General features: G+C 67.4%; 17 protein-coding genes. 11 read left to right on the forward strand and 6 right to left on the reverse strand.

The genetic code is table 11. The features are described from left to right. A partial coding sequence (locus G4D86_RS38255; protein WP_275899196.1) for a CARDB domain-containing protein occupies positions 1-1,261 on the reverse strand: 1,261 nt, incomplete at its 3' end. Between the two features lie 472 nt (positions 1,262-1,733). Between G4D86_RS38255 and G4D86_RS53295 the strand changes: the two genes are divergently transcribed. After that, positions 1,734-2,153 carry a transposase gene (locus G4D86_RS53295; RefSeq protein ID WP_275899201.1) on the forward strand — a complete coding sequence of 140 codons (420 nt, stop codon included), beginning with the start codon at positions 1,734-1,736 and terminating at the stop codon, positions 2,151-2,153. Here the strand turns inward: G4D86_RS53295 and G4D86_RS38265 are convergent. Next, positions 2,099-2,443: a hypothetical protein gene (locus G4D86_RS38265; RefSeq protein WP_163999244.1), complete on the reverse strand. Its 345-nt coding sequence runs from the start codon at positions 2,441-2,443 to the stop codon at positions 2,099-2,101. The genes G4D86_RS53295 and G4D86_RS38265 overlap by 55 nt on opposite strands. A 372-nt stretch (positions 2,444-2,815) precedes the next feature. Here G4D86_RS38265 and G4D86_RS38270 point away from each other — a divergent pair, with 372 nt between their 5' ends. Further along, entirely contained in the window at positions 2,816-3,547 is a 732-nt protein-coding gene (locus G4D86_RS38270; protein WP_240360699.1) for a M57 family metalloprotease, read from the forward strand. 277 nt (positions 3,548-3,824) lie between these two features. On the opposite strand, the gene G4D86_RS52335 is transcribed toward G4D86_RS38270, so the two are convergent. After that, a complete protein-coding gene (locus tag G4D86_RS52335) occupies positions 3,825-6,503 on the reverse strand; it encodes an NAD(P)-binding protein (protein WP_205520120.1) in 2,679 nt (892 codons plus the stop codon). An 810-nt stretch (positions 6,504-7,313) separates the two neighbouring features. Continuing rightward, positions 7,314-7,829 carry a hypothetical protein gene (locus G4D86_RS38280; RefSeq protein WP_163999245.1) on the reverse strand — a complete coding sequence of 172 codons (516 nt, stop codon included), beginning with the start codon at positions 7,827-7,829 and terminating at the stop codon, positions 7,314-7,316. Between the two features lie 643 nt (positions 7,830-8,472). Here G4D86_RS38280 and G4D86_RS38285 point away from each other — a divergent pair. The 3 genes from G4D86_RS38285 (at position 8,473) to G4D86_RS38295 (ending at position 12,895) form a co-directional block, all read left to right on the forward strand. Beyond that, complete coding sequence (locus G4D86_RS38285; RefSeq protein ID WP_163999246.1) at positions 8,473-11,880, forward strand: tetratricopeptide repeat protein; 3,408 nt, start codon at positions 8,473-8,475, stop codon at positions 11,878-11,880. A gap of 67 nt (positions 11,881-11,947) precedes the next feature. Beyond that, complete coding sequence (locus G4D86_RS38290; RefSeq protein ID WP_163999247.1) at positions 11,948-12,514, forward strand: toll/interleukin-1 receptor domain-containing protein; 567 nt, start codon at positions 11,948-11,950, stop codon at positions 12,512-12,514. A gap of 165 nt (positions 12,515-12,679) precedes the next feature. Beyond that, entirely contained in the window at positions 12,680-12,895 is a 216-nt protein-coding gene (locus G4D86_RS38295) for a sensor histidine kinase (RefSeq protein WP_240360700.1), read from the forward strand. Positions 12,896-12,979: 84 nt separating this feature from the next. Here the strand turns inward: G4D86_RS38295 and G4D86_RS38300 are convergent, their stop codons facing one another. After that, positions 12,980-13,849, reverse strand: a complete 870-nt coding sequence (locus G4D86_RS38300; RefSeq protein WP_240360701.1) for a Cof-type HAD-IIB family hydrolase — start codon at positions 13,847-13,849, stop codon at positions 12,980-12,982. Between the two features lie 594 nt (positions 13,850-14,443). Here G4D86_RS38300 and G4D86_RS38305 point away from each other — a divergent pair. The 6 genes from G4D86_RS38305 (at position 14,444) to G4D86_RS38325 (ending at position 18,461) form a co-directional block, all read left to right on the forward strand. Next, entirely contained in the window at positions 14,444-14,887 is a 444-nt protein-coding gene (locus G4D86_RS38305) for an ester cyclase (RefSeq protein WP_163999249.1), read from the forward strand. Beyond that, positions 14,877-15,302, forward strand: coding sequence for an ester cyclase (locus G4D86_RS38310; protein ID WP_163999250.1), 426 nt, complete (start codon positions 14,877-14,879; stop codon positions 15,300-15,302). Before G4D86_RS38305 ends, G4D86_RS38310 begins: the two co-directional genes overlap by 11 nt. Positions 15,303-15,530: 228 nt before the next feature. Then, complete coding sequence (locus G4D86_RS53990) at positions 15,531-15,656, forward strand: hypothetical protein (protein WP_275899198.1); 126 nt, start codon at positions 15,531-15,533, stop codon at positions 15,654-15,656. A gap of 132 nt (positions 15,657-15,788) precedes the next feature. Continuing rightward, positions 15,789-16,349: a dTDP-4-dehydrorhamnose 3,5-epimerase family protein gene (locus G4D86_RS38315; protein WP_163999251.1), complete on the forward strand. Its 561-nt coding sequence runs from the start codon at positions 15,789-15,791 to the stop codon at positions 16,347-16,349. Next, positions 16,346-17,272, forward strand: a complete 927-nt coding sequence (locus tag G4D86_RS38320) for a Gfo/Idh/MocA family protein (RefSeq protein ID WP_163999252.1) — start codon at positions 16,346-16,348, stop codon at positions 17,270-17,272. Before G4D86_RS38315 ends, G4D86_RS38320 begins: the two co-directional genes overlap by 4 nt. 13 nt (positions 17,273-17,285) lie before the next feature. After that, on the forward strand, positions 17,286-18,461 hold the full coding sequence (locus G4D86_RS38325) for a glycosyltransferase family 2 protein (RefSeq protein ID WP_163999253.1): 1,176 nt from the start codon (positions 17,286-17,288) through the stop codon (positions 18,459-18,461). A gap of 23 nt (positions 18,462-18,484) precedes the next feature. On the opposite strand, the gene G4D86_RS38330 is transcribed toward G4D86_RS38325, so the two are convergent. Then, complete coding sequence (locus G4D86_RS38330; protein ID WP_240360702.1) at positions 18,485-18,919, reverse strand: serine hydrolase domain-containing protein; 435 nt, start codon at positions 18,917-18,919, stop codon at positions 18,485-18,487. Positions 18,920-18,940 lie beyond the last annotated feature (21 nt).

Here is an 18,940-nt window from a genome sequence, read left to right on the forward strand (position 1 = left end):
TGACGGAGGTGATGACGAAGTCCGGCCGGTTGCCAACGCCGATGCGGTAGCCGGAGGAGGAGTTGTTGTCCTCGATGAGCTCCTGGCGGTTGTTGGACGGGTCCACCACGGCGCCCAGGTGGTAGGCACCCTGGAAGCCCGGGGGAGGCGTGTAGGCCTGGCCCTGGATGGGGACGGTGGCGCACTGGCCCTGCATGAGCCAGCCGGTGGGGGCGTTGCCCACGAAGGAATCCTCCAACGGCCCCGGCCCGGTGTTGGGCTGGATGTAGCCATCCTCGGACAGGTAGAGCTCCACCTGCGAGTCACCGGAGTTGGTGCCCTGGTTGCAGACCGTCACCTGCGCGGTGAGGGGCTGGCCGTCCTGGACGCTGGTGGGCCCGGTGACGGAGGTGATGACGAAGTCGGGCGCGCTGCCCACGCCGATGCGGTAGCCGGACGAGGTGTTGTTGTCCTCGATGAGCTCGTCCTGCACGTGCTGCGGGTCCACCACCGCGCCCAGATGGTAGGCGCCATCGGTGCCCGGGGGAGGCGTGTAGGCCTGGCCCTGGATGGGGACGGTGGCGCACCGGCCCGGGAAGAGCGTGTCCGAGGGGGCGCCGCCCACGAGCATGTCCTCCTGCGGCCCCGGTCCGCCGGAGGGCTGGATGAATTCATCGGCGGACAGGTACAGCTCCACCTGGGGGTTACCCGGGCTGGTGCCCTGGTTGCAGACCGTCACCCGCGCCGCGAGGCTCTGGCCGGACTGCACGCTGGTAGGGCCCTCCACGGCGGTGACGAGGAAGTCCGGCCCGTAGCCCACGCCCATGGGCCCGCTGAGCCGCGAGTTGTTGCTCTCGTCGGACTCGAACTCGATGTCGTAGGGGTCGGCGAGCGCCCCCAGGTACCACGCGCCTTCCGACGGCGCCGGGCTCACCGAGACGGTGCGCGTGTCGCACACTCCGGGAGGCAGGTAGCCCAGGTACTCGTTCCCGCCCCAGAAGTCCGTGGCGATGGACAGGTTGCTGTCATCCGACAGCACCAGCGCCACCTCCGTTCCGCCTCCCGTGTCGCCCCGGTTGCACACCGTCACCGTCGCGTTGAAGAAGCTGCCCGGCGTCGTGCTGGTGGGGCCGCTCAGCGCCGTCACCACGAAGTCGGGTCCTCCCAGCCCCTGCTTCGCGCCCTTCAGTGAGTCCGTGGAGGGGTCTCCCGAGCTACACCCCACCGCCACGGAGGCCAGCGCGAGTGCGCCGGCCACCGTTCGTCCGAAGTTTCGTCTCATGCGTGTCTGCTCCCTGGCTGTCTCTACTGCAGCCCTACAAGTCTGCTGGATTGCCCGCGAAAGCGGTATGCGCAGGTTTTTCTCCAGGCATGAACCGCAGCCTCGGGCCCACGCGGGCGAGCAGGGCAGGCGCAGTGGGATCGGGTTCTGGAATTGGCGGCCATGTCAGGTTGTCCCCGACGGGATTCGAACCCGCAGACACGGCGATGGAAAACCCCAGGCAGGACGCGCTGTTACCCGCTATCGCCTTGAGCTCACGTCGGTTCGTTGTGCCGCCCCATCCCGTCGCGCCCCGTCTTGTCCCGTTCTCCTCCCCGCTGGAGGATGGGGGCGTACCGGCGGAGGTAGCCGGAGGGGACGGTGCTGTACGAGGCGGTGAGGGAGAACCTCGCCACGCTGCTGGCGGAGGCGAGCGAGGTGGGGCGCGGACTGCCCCAGTACGTGGAGCGGGACTTCGCCAGGTACCGGCCGTATCGCCTACCGGATGAGGCGCCCGCTGCCGGAAGGCACGACGCACCTGCTCTTCACCGGGCTGGAACCTTTACGGCGTGTGGCGTCCCTGGTGCCTCCGCCTCGGGCAAACCTCACGAGGTTCCACGGCGTCCTCGCTCCAGGCGCCAGACTGCGGCCATTTCTGGTCCCCCAAGCAGGTGAGGAGGAGGCGAGCGGGGGGCTTGAGGCAGCGGCCAGGAAGCAGCGGATGAAGGAGAGGACGCCGCGAGTGGACTTTCGCGGAGCTGCTGAGGAGGACGTTCGACGTCGACGTGTTCGCCTGCGTCTGTGGCTCCAACTCGAGGACAGACGCCAGGCGCCACCCACCGCGGCTGCCAGGCACGCCTACTCGATTGAGGCAGCCCCGATCCGGCAGACGCCGCTGACGACATTGGCATGAATCGAAATGCTCGCACTGGAGAGCTTCGCAGCGGTAAAGAGACTGAGCTGCGCCCTCACCGCATCCGCATCCATTCCCTGCTGGCCGGCAGTCACCCAGGCGCTCGTTGCACCGTTGTTGCACAGCGCGGGGTTACCCACCAGCCCGACGCGGAACGAATTACCCCACAGCTCAATGATGGCAACCTTCCCCTTCGCCGCGCCATCCGGGGTCGGATAGTCCCAGGCCGCCGCCGCGGTTGAAATCAGCATCGCTGCCCCAGTGATTGCCAAGACCTTCGAGCGAGACATTCTTCGTCCTTTCAGGGGACTGCCAAGGAATTCTGTTGCAATGAGATGACCGCCTGACAGCCATCGCCGATTGTCGCCATGAATCCAACGCGAAGCGGCTTGATGCCAAGGCCTGTATTCCAAAGGCTAGCTGGTGGGTTTTGAGCAGTCAAGGCGTTTTGAGGTATGGGTGACAAATCATCGCTCACGCGGTCGTTCAAGCCTTGCCGGATCGAGCGCAAGGTTTCTAGCGGAACCCAGTTGTTGCAGTCGCCCGAGAATCGGCATTTTGCTTTGACTTGCAGATCCCAGGCCTATAGGTTCACAGCCCAGCTGCCGTCCAGGTCAGTGGAAAGTCATATTGACTCGCGTTGAATTGGAGAGAATGTCTATATGGGACGACCTTATTGTCTTCAATTCGCGGCAGCGAGTATTGCCAGTCTGTTGTCGCTCGCAGCCTGCGGGCCTGCGATTGACGGCGCTGTCGCTGATGACTCCACTGCGATGGCTGCTGGCGAAGCCGAGTTGTACTATGATGAGTACGTGCTCTGGTGGAGTCGGGCCAGTGGTGAAACACCCATCACCGTGTGCTGGGAGTCACCTGGCTTCGCTCGGGAAAAGGAGCTGGTCCGGGAGGCTGTGAACAGAACCTGGGGCTTCTATGGTTATTTCGACTTCAAGGAATGGACTGATTGCACTTCGGATTACTCTGCGATCAGGATCAAGATCTCGGATGAGCAGCCGCACACGAAGGGGCTCGGCACCCACATCCAGGATGTCAGCAATGGGATGGTGCTGAACTTCACGTTCGTTCACTGGAGCGACTCATGTCAAGACAGCCTTGATTCATGCATCAGATCAATCGCGGTCCATGAGTTTGGACATGCGCTGGGGTTTGCCCATGAGCAGAACCGTCCCGACACACCTCCCTCGTGTGATGATACTCAGGGGTCGAATGGCACCGCCACTGTGGGGGCATGGGACCTTTCGTCGGTCATGAACTACTGCAATCCCGAGTGGAGCAATGGTGGCCAGTTGAGTACTACCGACATCATGGGCGTTGGAACCGTGTATCATGTCGGCCCGTCATATCTCGCCGCGATTGCCGTCACGACGGCTCTCTGACCGGCGGTGGGGCTGGCGTCGAATAGCGTTGCCTTCAGCGACATCCGACAGGGCTTGGAGCACCGAATCAAGGCACGCCGACACGAATTCAAATCGATTCGGATGGGCACTGGCGGACAGGACGGGCACCGACCCTGCAGATGACGGGCTCAGCCCCAGGCGTCGTTTCTACCCGACGCGAGGTCGAGCTCGACGGTGGCGCCCACGGTGAAGGTGCCGGACGCCGAGCCCATCAAGTGCCCCCCTTCGCCGGAGCCGAGACTCCACGAAACCGGGTTCACTTCACGCCCGGGATGGCCCCCTTCAGCATCGTCTCCACGTGCTCGCGCACCGTCCCCAGGAACGACTTCAGGGACTCGATGCCTCGCGGTGGGCCCAACGGCGAGAGGAGCGGCAGGACCAGGGGCTCCAGGTGGAGCACGTCCCATACGTGCGGCAGGCCCGCCGCGAAGAGCTTCGCGTCCAGCTCGCGCAGGGGCACCAGCTCGGCCAGCTCGTGCTTCTCGGGGTCCCAGATGCGGCAGTACTCCCCGATGGGCGTCATCCGGAACCCGGGGGTTCCCGTCAAAGAGCCCTCGTTGCCGTACTCGGGCACTGTGGACCGGAAGCTCGCGCCAGCCGGGGGCGGAGGCGCATGGGGCTCCGCGACGTGATGGAAGGTGAGGTAGTGGTCGATGATGGCGTTGACGGCATGGCGGGCGGACTCGTTCGCCGACTCCATGGTGGTCATCCGCGTGAACGTCTTGAGATAGGTGCCGGCGAAGACGAGCTTGCCGAAGTGCACCTGGTAGCCCCCGTGCGGCGCCTGCCACAGGTCGGGATGGCTCTTCGAAGGCGGGACGCTCCCGGTGGAAGGCACCATCGGGTCCCAGGGGTCGGCGCCGGGCCTGCGTTCCCAGTCGCCAACGATGGGGATGAGATAGGGCGTCCGGTTCTCGACGGGGCGCTCCTTGCCGTCCGGGCCCGTCTCGAAGCGGATGGACCGGTCCAGGTGGTACCACGCGGGCTCCGGCAGCTTGAATCCAGGGTCGACCGACTGGGGGAGCGGCGCGTTGTGCTGCTCGGTGGCGCGCTTGATCTGCCGCCACACCTCGTGAGCAATCTCCTCGCGAGAGCACGTCGAGGGGCTCTTCAACCCGGGCTCGCGCACATACCAGTTGCCGATGTCCACGCTGAGCATCGCGCCGAAGCCGTCCTGCCAGAAGGCGGGCGGCGAGGCCCAGTACTGCTGGCTGTTGATGGCGGACAGGCCCCAGGGTGCGTCGAGGAAGTAGATGTAGCCCTCGGCGAGGCGAACGGACCAAGGAAAGAAGAACTGGATGCCGGTGAGCGTCTGGAAGCGGTCCCACGCCACGTGGCCGGGGAGCACGCCCTCAGGGCGCGGCTGCTCCGGCGCGGACCCGCGCGGGTTGGGTGGAATGTTCGTGGTGAAGCCGCGGAGCTTCTCGATGACGCCGATGCGCAGCAGGTCTTTCGTCACGAGCTCCGCGGTCGCCGCGTCGGTGGCCACGAGGTAGTAGTCCACCGGCTCGGTGCCTCCCTCGAACGCCTTCGGGTCGTACCACTGCGTGTCCTGTTGCTCTGCCTCGCCGAGCGGGCGCCACCAGGCGACGAGCCGGTCCTCGACGGACTCGAACCGGGTCAGCCTTCCCGAGGTGAACTCGACGCCCAGGTAGCGCTCCAGGTAGCGGCGCCAGGGCCGGAACCAGGCCAGGGTGGTGGGCCCATTGAGGGTGCCATCCGTCTTGGGCATGGGCAGCAGGTTGTTGAGGTAGAGCTGCGCGAGCGTGTTGCCATTGGTGTGCGCATCCCCCCATTCCCCATCGAAGGCAGCCAGCACCCGTGGCGCGAACTTCATGTCTCGCTTGAATGCCGCGCTGTATGTGTAACGTCGCGTGCCTGTCTTTGGCTCGTAGCCCTCCAGGTATTCCCACCAGGAGAGCTTCTCGTACTCGGCCTTCCTGCGCTCGGAGCTGGTGCACAGGTAGCGCCAGATGCGCAGGGTGAACTGGAGGGTGTCCGTGGGCGGGTAGCCGGAGTCGGCCAGCTCCCAGAGTTCCTGGAGCATCTCCACGGGACGGGTGGCGGGAGCACGGCGCAGGAAGCGGATACGGCGGCCCTGTGAGGCGATGCCGTAGAAGCTGGAGGGCACGAGGTTGTCGAAGACACGGCGAGGGGTGAGGTTGCCGTGCACGTCCAGGAGGGGCGTCTCCACCATCGTCGAGGCGAGATGGCGATAGGACGACGGGAAGAAGCGGAAGCCGTGCTCGCCGGGCAGGAAGTGCAGGAACTCGAACCACAGCCCCTCCTGGTCCTCGAGCTTGCGCAACGGCGCCTCCAGCACGGCCTCGAGCTGCCGGGCCTCCTCCTCATCGACGACGACGACCCGCTCCGGCGGGAAGGTCCAGTTCGCGTTGTCGAGCAGGAACTTGCGCATGTACTCCGCGTTCATCTCGCGGTTCGCACCGCGCACGGGGCTCGGGGGCGTACGAAGATGGAGCACGCCCACCTGCTTCGAAGTCGTGTAGCGGCACTTCGCCATGATCATGGGAAGCCGGTTGTCATCGCGGTCGCGGTAGTAATAGTAGGGATCCTTGTCGGTCGGCACGAAGGACGGGTCGTACGCGTAGAAGAAGCGGTACTCATCACTGAGCGCGAGCCCGCCGCCCTCCTGGAAGTTGCCCTGGGCGCCCTTCTCCACGCGCACGAACTGGGTCCGGGCCATTCCCCCCACGGCGACGCCACGACCCGTGTCCCCGCCCGCCTCGCCATACGACTTCACCCTTCCCATCTCGTCGCATTCCTGGGCGCTTTCGATGACGCGTACCCGGAAGCCCCGGCGAGCCAACTCGTGGGCGGCCGTTAACCCGGCGATTCCCGCGCCGTAGATGTGGACGCGCGCGAGCCTCCGGGTCTTGTCGAGAGGGAGCTCCCCACCATCGCCGCGTACCGTCATGGCCGCCTCCAGATGGCCGCGGGTCCTCGCCCACGGAAGCCATCGAGATGGCTCCGCCTGACCGCATTGCCGGAGGCAGAGGGTGACACCTTGCCCCCGGCAAGCCAGAAGCCCGGAAGCGCCGGTCACCGTCTGAAATCGCGCAGCCCCGGGTCTCCTCCTGCCGCGCCCCTCGAGTGGCGTGAGGATGGAGCGGCGCATGGCTGTCGCCTCCTGGTGCTGCTGCCCGGCCTGACTCCTGGACGGTTGCATCCGGCCAGGTGTCCTCGGTGGGTTTGTGTCCCTGGCGGGCCTCGAATCCACCGGAGTCAAATCCGTCGAGGATGGCCATGCATGTTCATGACCTGGACGTCTCGAAAGGAGTGACGCGATGCGAAGTGCTGTCCGGCTCGCCGTGCCCACCGCGGTGTTGTTATCGACGGTCTGTATCGTGTCATCCGCGAGTGCGGCGACCAGCGAGGCTATTGCCTACCGGAACGGCCGCCCGGTCGCCAGGGCCTGGTTCAACAGCGGAGGGACCCCGTGCCTGCCTGAGCTCCGCAACTCCTTCACGTTCAAGGTGGAGGAGGGCGCTGAGTCGGCTACGGTCTATTGGGAGATGGCCGGCATGGAGGACAGCGGAACCTGGAGACCCCTCCCTCCTGGAGCCGATAGTGAAACATTCTCGGTGTCCGGACAGGTCAATCCCAGAGTGCAAATCTGGTACAAGGTGTGCGGCCAGATCGGTGGGAAGCGGTACTGCGGTCCATTCCAGTTGGACTGGATTCGCTGACTCTCTGCGACTGAACAGAGAACCGGTCTCTCCCTGAACTACTGGCAGTGGCCGGAGAGCGGCTGCGTCGCGGCCGTGTAAAGGACCCCTCGGTACTCGATGACTCCGCAAGCGGAGATGCACTTCCCTTTGGTGTCGTGCTGGAGCACCGGCCCGGCGTACTGCTTGTAGGAGCCCTTGTCCTCGTTCGCTGGGCCGTCCTCATCGCATGTCGTGGTACTGGAGAACTTGCACTTGGCGAGATGGACCGTCATCAACTTGGGCTCGTTCGTTTCCACGGTGGCGACGGTGGCGGCACAGTTGGTCCCGTTGCGCTCGGGGGAGTAGTGGACGACCAGCTTGCCCACCTCCTTGCCCACCTCGCCAATGGGCTGGGTTTCGATGACCGCTCCAGGGCATGGGTCCGTGCCCGCCGCATGGGCAGGCGCGCTTCCGATCACCAGCGCAACGGCGGCCAGAAGCGTGGCGGCTCCCCTCATGACCGACCATTCCCCGTTATGAGCCAGGCCGCTCCACGTCCGCTTGAAACGCGAGTCGAACGGGGTGTCCCTCATCGTCTTGCCCTCCCAGCCTCAGCGGAGTATCCGCACGATGCCGCACACGTGCCATCCGCCTTCAGCGAGGAAGTGGGCGGCCACGCCTGCGATAGTCGCACCGCGACAGCCAGCCGCTCACGCACAGGCCCTCGCACCCCACCGGGTGCCGTGACGTACGCCTTACGGTGGCGCTGTTCCCGGTGGGGGCGCCTCCGCGTTCCATGCGTTGAGTCTGCGCACGCGCGGCCACGGCGCGCTTCAGACTCGACTTTCGCCATGTTGGCCTGGGTAGGCCGAGCAGGAGGGTATCCGGTCGCTGACTACCTGGAGCATCTTGCTGTGGGACTGAGGCAGCAGTGCGCGAAGAAGCAGCGCGAGCCGAACCCACGGCCCGCAGACAGGCGCGGTGCGCCTGAAGCCTGTGGGGCAGGCCTTCTTGTCGGCTCTCCGTCTCGCGCACGGCGCTTCACCCGCCTTCCTGGCGCCCGCCCCAACCCCACTGCGTCCGCCCAACAGAGGCCCAGTCCTTCCTTCTGTGAAGCGGCCACCAGCGTGTGATGCAAGCATGAGGACTGACGATGCCTTGACGAGATCTATTCCCTGTGTGGTCATGAGTTCGCTTGATGGCGTTCGGCATGAAGGGTGCCGACATTGGGGGCACATGGTTCAGGAGAAAGAGCGCGGGGATGGCTATACCGTCGTTACGCCCGCGAACTGTGCGATTGGCCCTGGCGCCCTCGTCATCAACAACGTCGGGGCACTTCCATTGGAGTGGAAGCGCCCGCTCGAGATTCCGCGGCAGTATCTGGAGAGGCCGGTCATCCGCTCGGCTGAGCTCACGCGGGTATATGAGCATCTTCAAGCCGGGACGAGCGAGGCGATGTGGGGGGCTCCAGGGGTAGGCAAGACCACCCTGGCCGCGATCTACGCAGAGCGCTACCAGGCGCAATATCCCGGCGGCATCTTGTGGCTCAGCATGGGGCCCGAGATGCGCGGGGCCGAGAGCGTGAATCCCGTGCTGAAGCGGGTGGCTGCCTACGCCTATCGCGCGGATGCGCAACTCCAGTCCCACCTTGGTGGCATCGTCTTCTCCCCTGAGGTTGTTCGGTCACTCCTCGAAGGGCATGGCTCACTCCTGATCGTGGTGGATGATGTTTGGGACCGCGCTACCTTGGAGCCGCTGCGTAGAGCACTTCCGGTGGGGGGGCACCTTCTGGTCACCACCCGTGAAGCGCGAGTAGCCGGCGAACTTGGCGAACCCGTGGAACTGGACGTGCTCAAGCCAGAGGATGCGCTGGAGTACGCAAGCCGCCCCTTGTCCACAGGATCGGATGGACAGCAGCGCAGGCTGACCCGAGAGCAGCAGCAGGAACTCATCAAGGCAGTGGGGCGTCACCCCTTGGCGCTGGCGATTGCTCTTGGCGACCTCGCTGTTCGTGGTGACGACAGTTGGTCTGAATGCATCGCGCAGATCGACCGGATGGTGGCGGAAGGGCAGGGCTTCGGCGACCTACCACTCCTTGACGAGGCTGATCGCGAGAGCCGGGTGGAGGCAGCACTGCGCCTCAGCTACGTGGCCATGGGACCGGAATTCCAGCGCCGTTTTCGCGCACTGGGGTGCATGGCGCAGGAGGCAAGCTTTGACACAAGAGCAGCAGCGGCCCTATGGGGTGATGACGAGCGGCGGGCACAGGAGTATCTGGATGTGCTGGTGGCTCGTGCCCTGCTCAAGCGTCAGCAACCACAACGTTGGCAGCAACACTCCATTCTCAGGGCATATGGGCTGAGCCTGCAGGCTGCTGCGGAGAAGCAGGAACTGCCCTTGATGCATGCGCTGCACTACCTGTCGGTAGCACGCGCCTGCCATGAGGCCAGGCCTCGCGATTACGACCGGCTGGAATGCGAGTTCTCTCAGGTTGCCCACGCCTTTTCGCTGGCCCAGAAATGCAGTCATGTATGGGGAAGCTCGCTGGTGCATTTATGCAATGATTTCCTGAGCACTCGTGGTCGTCTGCGCCTGTTGAGAACATGGCTGCAAGCTGCCCAATCGATTTCAGTTGCCCACAAAGATCGCACCGCCGCAGCCAATACTCTCAAGAACCTGGGCGACTTGGAGAGCCGCCTGGGCCACGTGGAGGAGGCCCGCAAGCACTACGACGCCGCGCTGCCCCTCTTTGATGCCGAGCAGGCCCGGCTCGGCAGGGCCAATACCCTCCAGAGCCTGGGCTACTTGGAGAGCCGCCTGGGCCACGTGGAGGAGGCCCGCAGGCACTACGACGCCGCGCTGCCCCTCTATGAGGCCGAGCAGGCCCGGCTCGGCAGGGCCAATACCCTCAAGAGCCTGGGCGACTTGGAGAGTCGCCTGGGCCACGTGGAGGAGGCCCGCAGGCACTACGACGCCGCGCTGCCCCTCTATGAGGCCGAACAGAACCGGCTCGGCAGGGCCAATACCCTCAAGAGCCTGGGGGACTTGGAGAGCCGCCTGGGCCACGTGGAGGAGGCCCGCGAGCACTACGACGCCGCGCTGCCCCTCTATGAGGCCGAGCAGGCCCGGCTCGGCAGGGCCAATACCCTCCAGAGCCTGGGCGACTTGGAGCGCCGCCTGGGCCACGTGGAGGAGGCCCGCAAGCACTACGACGCCGCGCTGCCCCTCTTTGAGGCCGAGCAGGACCAGCTCGGCAGGGCCAATACCCTCCAGAGCCTGGGCGACTTGGAGCGCCGCCTGGGCCACGTGGAGGAGGCCCGCAAGCACTACGACGCCGCGCTGCCCCTCTATGAGGCCGAGCAGGACCGGCTCGGCAGGGCCAATGCCCTCCAGAGCCTGGGCGACTTGGAGCGCCGCCTGGGCCACGTGGAGGAGGCCCGCAGGCACTACGACGCCGCGCTGCCCCTCTATGAGGCCGAGCAGTCCCGGCTCGGCAGGGCCAATACCCTCCAGAGCCTGGGCGACTTGGAGAGTCGCCTGGGCCACGTGGAGGAGGCCCGCAGGCACTACGACGCCGCGCTGCCCCTCTATGAGGCCGAGCAGTCCCGGCTCGGCAGGGCCAATACCCTCCAGAGCCTGGGCGACTTGGAGAGCCGCCTGGGCCACGTGGAGGAGGCCCGCAAGCACTACGACGCCGCGCTGCCCCTCTTTGATGCCGAGCAGGCCCGGCTCGGCAGGGCCAATACCCTCCAGAGCCTGGGCGACTTGGAGAGCCGCCTGGGCCACGTGGAGGAGGCCCGCAGGCACTACGACGCCGCGCTGCCCCTCTATGAGGCCGAGCAGTCCCGGCTCGGCAGGGCCAATACCCTCAAGAGCCTGGGCGACTTGGAGAGTCGCCTGCGCCACGTGGAGGAGGCCCGCAAGCACTACGACGCCGCGCTGCCCCTCTATGAGGCCGAGCAAGACCGGCTCGGCAGGGCCAATACCCTCCAGAGCCTGGGCGACTTGGAGCGCCGTCTGGGCCACGTGGAGGAGGCCCGCGAGCACTACGACGCCGCGCTGCCCCTCTTCGATGCCGAGCAGGACCGGCTCGGCAGGGCCAATACCCTCCAGCGCCTGGGCGACTTGGAGCGCCGCCTGGGCCACGTGGAGGAGGCCCGCGAGCACTACGACGCCGCGCTGCCCCTCTATGGGGCCGAACAGAACCGGCTCGGCAGGGCCAATACCCTCAAGAGCCTGGGCGACTTGGAGAGCAGCCTGGGCCACGTGGAGGAGGCCCGCAGGCACTACGACGCCGCGCTGCCCCTCTTTGAGGCTGAGCAGAACCGGCTCGGCAGGGCCAATACCCTCCAGAGCCTGGGCGACTTGGAGAGCAGCCTGGGCCACGTGGAGGAGGCCCGCAGGCACTACGACGCCGCGCTGCCCCTCTATGAGGCCGAGCAGGATCCAATCGGTCCGCTCAATGTCAGCCTGAGCCTCGCACGACTTGAACGCAACCTAGGGAACATCAGCAACGCCAGTGTGTTCTACGAAAATGTTATCAGCCACGCCCGGCAGTTACCTGGCTTCGCGGAGCATCCAGTGATTCAGGCGATTCGAGAAGAGTACGAGGAGATGATGAGGACAGCGCAGAGGACAGATTAGATCTGGGCAGCAACAATCCCACAGCAACCCCCCATTCAGTTGAGAGCACAGCCGCACGGAGTCGCCCATGACCAAGGTCTTCCTCTCCTACGCCCGCAGGGATGGATCGACAGCCGCTGCCCGGCTACGCATGGAACTTGAACGAGCGGGGGTCGTCGTCTGGCGGGACATCGAAGGAATGCGCGGCGGAGCGGACTGGAAAGCACAGCTTCGTGCCCAGCTTCGCGAAACGGACGCTGTTCTCGTGCTGCTCACCCCGGGCGCAGTTGAATCCAAGATGGTCACCTGGGAGTGGGAGAATGCGCTGACCTTGGAGAAGCAGGTCATCCCATTACTGGTCCAGCCTTGTGAGGTTCCTGCTGATCTGGGCCGACTGCACCACCACCCGCTTCACAAGCCCGAGGAGTACGCCCTATCGCTCATGGCGCTCATCCGCGACCTGACCGAGTTGGTGCGGAGCCCCACGAGCAATGAACCTGCGCCTTCCCGCGGCGATGGCTCCACATTCTACGTCCACGGAGCAACCCACAGCGCCATCGGACCATCGGCGACCGTCATCAACAACGCAGTTCAGCCGCAAGCGACGTCCCAGAACCTCGCGGCGTCCGACGCAACCGCCAAGAAGCCCTCCTGACAACCCGCTGCGCGAGCTCGCGGTCCAGGTCCGCCTCGGAGCCGAGCGGGTCCAAAGACCCAGACCGCAAGACTGATACAAAGCAGGCCCCGGCCGTCAGGACGCGGTGCCGGGCTCCTGCTCGGAGGCTACCCCCAACAGGGCTCCTGTCCGGGCGAGACGGTGGTGCTGGAGGTGCGCAACGCGGGGGTGCCCGTTCCCGCCTCGGCGCTGCCCCACCTGTTCGACCCGTTCCGGCGCGTGTTCACCGACGGGCACGGCGGCCTGGGGCTGGGGCGCTACATCGTCGAGCAGGTGGTGAAGGGCCACGGTGGCCGCATCGACGTGGTGTCCACGGAGCCCGACGGCACCACCTTCCGGGTCACGCTGCCGCGCGGGTGAGCTGAATCGCCGCGCGCCGCGGCCTCAATCCCTCTTCCGTCCTCAGCGGACCTCCGCCCGTTTTCTCGCGGTACGCGCTTGCCTCTACGGCGGGGGGCCCATCGAGCCGCTCGCGGGCTGGGTGGTGGCGCCGAGTACGAAGCGCTCGAGCGCGAGCGCGAAGCCCTCCTCCTCCGAGGAGGCCGTCACCCGGCTGGCCTGCGCCTGCACGGCCGCCGGTGCGTTGCCCATCGCGATGCTCAGCCCGCTCTCGCGGAACATGAGCACGTCGTTGGGCTGGTCCCCGAGCGTGGCGATGCGCTCGCGAGGCACGCCGAGCCACACGGAGAGCCGCCGGGCCACCGCGCCCTTGTTCGCCTGGGCGTGGGTGATGTCCAGGTAGTAGGGCTGCGAGAGCTGCGCGCTCACCCCGCTTCCGCAGCGGGCCGCCACGTCCGCGCGGGCCGCCTCCATCCTGCCCGCGTCGTCACACACGCCCACCAGCTTCACCACGCCCTCCTCCAGCCCTCGGAACTCCGCCACGCGCTCAGGCGCGAACTTCACCGTCCATTCCTCGCGCGCCACGTGCGGGGCCTCCACGTCGCGTACGAGCCAGTCGAGGCCGCGGTACAGCCACGCATCCAGGCCGTGTGCCGCGAGCACCTGAAGCAGCTCGGGCACGAGGGCGGGCGGGAGGGTGTGCGCTTCGAGGATGGCGAGGTCCGTGGGACGGCAGAACATGCCGCCGTTGAAGGCGGCCACGGGTGTGTCGAGTCCGAGCGGCGGCAGCAGCATCCGCAGCCCGCGAGGAGGGCGCCCGCTGGTGAGGGCGAAGCGGATGCCCCGTGCCCGCAGCCCCTGCACCGCCGCCACCGCGCGCGGCGTGAGCTGCTTGTCGTGGGTGACGAGGGTGCCGTCCACGTCCGCCAGGACGAGTGAGAGGGTCGTGGGAAGCGGCGCTTCGGAGGTGGGCACGGCGCGGTTCCTTCCACTGTCGAGCATGAGGCGTACGGCCCGCCGTCGCGAGCCGGAGCCTGGTGTGGCGCGCGGTGGCTGCCCCCTCAGCGGGCGCCGTGACGAGCGCCGCGGCACCCATCAGGGGCGCGGCAGGGCGCTTGGGTTGCTTCTTCGGCTCCTCCCGGGCCCGGGTGAACGGCGCGCCGGGTCATGGCGCCCGGCTGCCCGCGCCGTGGACCGTGAAGTCCCGGCGACCAGCTCGTCCGCGCCGCCGAGGTCTTGTCGATTCCGGGGTGGCGCCGACGCCTTCGATGCGCTTGATGGAAATGATTGACGTTGTGGCTTCGCTTGAAGTGGGTCCGGTGAGGGGGTCCATGGACCCGCGAGCCAGGCGATGTGGTGGCCGAGCTGGACCCGTCATCACAAATGGTGCGTCGAGGCTCTTCAGGAAGCGGCCAATGACGGCCGCTCATCCAAGGAAGACGTCACGCCCATCATCAAGCTCGAGGCCGCGCTCGCGCAGCGGCAGCCGGCGGACCCCGCGGCACGTCGGGCAAGCAGGCCGCGTGCCGTCATTCCCTCTCAGGTGTGAAACGAAAAGGAGGAAACGCATTGTCAAAGACTGAAGAGAACAAGGCGCTCATCCGGTATTACGTGGAGGAGGTCTTCAACAAGGCGGACTGGTCCAAACTGGAGGGCCTGGTCGCCCCGGGCTACATCAACCATTCCCCCGTGCCGGGAGCGCCCCAGGGAATCGAGGGCTTCCGGCAGGTCGTCGAGTCGCTGCACGCGGGCTTCCCCGACGTGCAGAACACCATCGACGACATCTTCGCGGAGGGCGAGTTGGTCCTCACGCGCTGGACGGCCCGCTCCACCCATACCGGTACCTTCATGGGGATTCCCCCCACTGGCCGGAAGGTCACGGTGTCCGGCCTCAGCATCGACCGGGTGGTCGATGGCGAGTGGGTGGAGGGCTGGGCCGAGTTCGACCAGCTGGGCCTGCTGCGGCAGCTCGGCGTCCTTCCCCCCGCTCCAGGAGGCTCGAATGACAATTGAAGAGAACAAGACCCTGGTTCGCCGCTGGCTGGAGACCCGGCTGGAAGACGCATCGGTGGCGGTGGATGGCTTTCTGGCTCCGGGCTACGTCGACCACAACCCGGTGCCCGGAGTCCCCGCGGACAGAGAAGGCGCCCGGCGGATGTATCGCATGCTCCGCGAGGCGATGCCGGACCTCCGCTGCCACGTCGACGTGATGATGGCGGCGGCGGACCAGGTGGCGGTCCTCCTGACCTGGGAGGGCACCCATCGGGGTGAGCTGATGGGCATTCCCGCGACGGGGAGGCACGCGACCTGGACGGAGATGAACGTCGTCCGGGTGGACAGCGGCAGGATTGCCGACGTCTGGGGCATCTCCAACCAGATGCTCCTCATGCAGCAGCTCGGCGTCATCCCCGCTCCCGGCTCGCGGTGAAGAAGGAGGGGCCACGTCTCCACCAGGAGACGTGGTCCCTCTGCTGGGTCCATCGCCATCGGGGTGAGCCTGCTGGAAGGGACGCCATCCTCGCGATGATTGCCGACACGATGATGCCGGAAGCCGCCGAGGGCACCACGACTTTGCGTGCCTCATCTCCGTGCTGGGCTCCCTCGCGGCCTTCGTCCGCCGCAACCTGGAAGGCCGAAGCGGGTAGGGTGGAGCGCCATGCGCGTTCTCGGTGTCACCGTGTCCGAGATGCTGGGCCGCTACCTCGATGCCGAGGGGCGGCTGAAGGGCTGGCCCTCGATATCTCCAGGGGGCTGCACCGCCGTTCCTGCTCCCCCCGCATGACCGCGCGAGCCGTCTGCCCGGCTGACTGACGGGCACCCTGAGTGTACCCAGGAGCACATCACCGGTGCGGCCTCGCACCGCGCCATGCCCCCGGGTTCCACCGGGCGCTCGCCGTTTGGTACACAGTGGGGCATGGGCGAACCTAAGACGCGGCTTCCCCCCGGGCTTCCCTCGGGCGTGTTTCTCCATCCGCTCACCACGCACCGGGACTCGCGCGGGGGCTTCACGGAGGTCTTCCGCGAGAGCTGGGGCGTGGGGGTGCGCCCGGTGCAGTGGAACGTCCTTCAGTCGGGGCCGGGCGTGCTGCGCGGAGTGCACGTCCACGCCGTGCACGACGACTACCTGCTGGTCCTCCAGGGCCGGGCCAGCATCGGCCTTTGCGACCTGCGCAAGGACGCGGACCCGGAGCGGCGCTCGGCGCTGGTGGAGCTGACGGGCGAGGACCTGGCCGCGCTCGTCATTCCGCACGGGGTGGCCCACGGCTTCTACATCCACGGCCCCACGGTGATGCTGCTCGGCGTGAGCCATGACTTCGACCCGGCGGACGAGCTGGGGGTCCGGTGGGACGACCCCGAGCTGGGCATCCCGTGGCCGGTGGACCGGGCGGTCCTCTCACCGCGAGACGCGGCGCTTCCTTCGCTGCGCGAACTGCGCCGCGCGTTCGCGACGACCGCGGGCTGGAGCGGGCTGTGACGACGGCCCCGCGCCTCGGTCTGGTGGGGTGCGGCCGCTGGGGACGCAACATCCTGCGGGACCTGCTCCAGCTCGGCTGCCAGGTGACGGTGGCGGATGCGTCCGAGCCGGCCCGCGCGGAGGCGCTCGCGAGCGGGGCGCGGGCGGTGGTGGGCGCGGCGCATGCGCTGCCCGAGGTGGACGGAGTGGTGGTGGCCGTCCCCGCCACGCGGCATGGAGAGGTCATCGACGCGGTCCTCGAGCGCGGCGTCCCGGTGTACTGCGAGAAGCCCCTCACCCCGAGCCGCGCCGAGGCACACCGCCTGCTCGCGCGCGCCGCTGGACGCGTCTTCGAGATGCACAAGTGGCGCTACCACGGTGGCGTGCTCGCGCTCGCGGAGCTGGCCCGGAGCGGCGAGCTGGGGCCGGTGGTGGGCCTGAAGACGACGCGAGTCGGCTGGGTCGCCTCGCGCCAGGACGTGGACTGCACGGCGTGGCTGGCGCCGCATGACCTCTCCATCGCGCTGGAGGTGCTGGGCGAAGTCCCGGAGCCGCGCGCCGCGGTCGCGGAACGGGAGGGGGACCGCGTCACCGGGCTGTTCGCACTGCTGGGCGAGCGGCCGTGGGTGAACCTGGAGCTGTCCGACCGTCGCCGCCGGACCTTCCGCGAGGTGCGCCTGGTGTGCGAGGGCGGCACGGCCATCCTCGGGGGAGAGGCCGAGGAACTGCTCGTCCTGTCCGCCTCGCGGGAAACCACTCCTCCCGCTCCGCTGCGTCGCCCCTTCGACCCGGAGCCGCCGCTGCTGCGCGAGCTGCGCGCGTTCGTAGCGCACGTGCGCGGGGGGCCGCCACCGCACAGCAGCCTTGCCGATGCGGTCCGCATCGTGGACACCCTCACCCGCATCCGCGAGCTCGCCGGCCTTCCTGGCGACGCGCGCCTCTGAGGAACCGCACTCCGTGAGTCCCATCGCCACCGTCCTCGTCCCGACCTTCGACCACGGTCCGCTGCTGCGCTTCTCGGTGGAGAGCGCGCTGCGACAGACCGTGCGGGACCTCGAAATCTTCATCGTCGGAGACGGCGTGCCTCCCTCCGCCCGCGAGGTCATCGCCGAGCTGATGGAGCGCGACCCGCGCATCCGCTTCTTCGACTTCCCCAAGGGAGAGCGCAACGGCGAGGCGTCCCGCCACGTGGCGCTGCAGGAGGCGCGCGGAGAGATTGTCTGCTACCTGAGCGATGACGACCTGTGGCTGCCCGAGCATGTCGAGCGCATGCACCGCACGCTCCAGCGCCACAACTTCGCCAACGTCATCGCCATGCGCGTGGACCTGGACGGCACGGTGGGGAGCTTCCACGGAGACGTGGGCCACCCCTTCTTCCGCGAGCGGCTGCGAGGCAAGTGGAACTTCATGCCGCTCACCACGTCCGCGCACCGCCTGGACCTGTACCGCAAGCTCCCGCACGGCTGGCGCCCCGCACCGCCGGAAATGTGGAGCGACCTGCACATGTACCAGCAGTTCCTCGCCCACCCGGCGGTGGAGCCGGTGACGCTGTTCGAGCCCACGGTGCTCGTCTTTCCCACGCCGCACCGTCGCGCCTGGACGATGGCCGAGCGCATCCGCGAGATGGAGACCTGGACGCGCCAGCTCGCGACGGAAGAGGGCCGGCTCGAGCTGCGGGGCCGCTTCCTCCAGTCGGTCCTCCGCGAGCGCGCGCACTACGAGGCGGCGATGGAGTCCGGGCTCGCCACGCTCCGCGCCGACGTCGAGCGCACCACGGCCGAGCGCGATGCGAGGACACGGGAGCGGGAGGGGCTGACACAGGAGCGGGCCGCGCTGGCACGGGAGCGGGACGCGCTCGCGGGAGAGCGGGATGCGCTTGCACGGGAGCGCGATGCCTTGCTCGTGCAATGCCAGACGCTCGGGACGGAGCGGGCCCACCTGGCGGCGCGGCTCCAGGACACCGGGGCCCGACTCGCGGCGAGCGAGGACACGCTGGCGCATGTGCGTGCCCACCTGTCGTTGATCCTCAACTCGGCCACGTGGCGCGCGCGCGAGCGACTTGCGGCGCACCCGCTGCTGCGCCAGCCGCTCACGCTGGTGGCCCGCGCGCTGGGCACCCGGCGCAGGCCCTGAATGCCCCGCCCGTGTTCCCTGCCTCACATGGTGATTGTCTTGCCATGGTCGGGCATCTCCGGCAGGTATTTGCGGATATCGTCGTCCAGCGACAGCTTGCCTTCTTGCACCAGCAGCCCGATTGAGAATGCGGTGAACTGCTTGGAGATGGAGGCGATGTGGAAGATCGACTGCGGCGTGATCTTTACGTCGTACTCCAGGTTCGACATGCCGTAGCCGCGCGCGTAGTCCTGCGCGCCATCGCGAGAAATCCCCACGGCGCAGCCCGGCGTGGTCTTGCCGCTCCATGGTGCGAAGAGGGCGTCCACTTGCTGATGGCGGTCGGTGGGTAGGTTCAGGCGATTGTCCACGCGGGCCTGGGGCGAGCGCGAGCCCTGGCGAGACTCGGCGCCTTCTCCAGCGGCGGCCAACGTCAGACAGAGGAACAGGAACGACGACGCGAGCGACTTGCGCTGCATGGGGTGCCTTCGGGCAATGGG

This window comes from Pyxidicoccus caerfyrddinensis, assembly GCF_010894405.1.
GTDB lineage: Bacteria > Myxococcota > Myxococcia > Myxococcales > Myxococcaceae > Myxococcus > Myxococcus caerfyrddinensis.

Coding starts and splice junctions, on each gene's coding strand:
- G4D86_RS38265 (WP_163999244.1), bottom strand. CDS start 2,443: ATGTCTCGCTCGAAGGTCTTGGCAATCACTGGGGCAGCGATGCTGATT.
- G4D86_RS38270 (WP_240360699.1), top strand. CDS start 2,816: ATGGGACGACCTTATTGTCTTCAATTCGCGGCAGCGAGTATTGCCAGT.
- G4D86_RS52335 (WP_205520120.1), bottom strand. CDS start 6,503: ATGACGGTACGCGGCGATGGTGGGGAGCTCCCTCTCGACAAGACCCGG.
- G4D86_RS38280 (WP_163999245.1), bottom strand. CDS start 7,829: ATGAGGGACACCCCGTTCGACTCGCGTTTCAAGCGGACGTGGAGCGGC.
- G4D86_RS38285 (WP_163999246.1), top strand. CDS start 8,473: ATGGTTCAGGAGAAAGAGCGCGGGGATGGCTATACCGTCGTTACGCCC.
- G4D86_RS38290 (WP_163999247.1), top strand. CDS start 11,948: ATGACCAAGGTCTTCCTCTCCTACGCCCGCAGGGATGGATCGACAGCC.
- G4D86_RS38310 (WP_163999250.1), top strand. CDS start 14,877: ATGACAATTGAAGAGAACAAGACCCTGGTTCGCCGCTGGCTGGAGACC.
- G4D86_RS53990 (WP_275899198.1), top strand. CDS start 15,531: ATGCGCGTTCTCGGTGTCACCGTGTCCGAGATGCTGGGCCGCTACCTC.
- G4D86_RS38315 (WP_163999251.1), top strand. CDS start 15,789: ATGGGCGAACCTAAGACGCGGCTTCCCCCCGGGCTTCCCTCGGGCGTG.
- G4D86_RS38330 (WP_240360702.1), bottom strand. CDS start 18,919: ATGCAGCGCAAGTCGCTCGCGTCGTCGTTCCTGTTCCTCTGTCTGACG.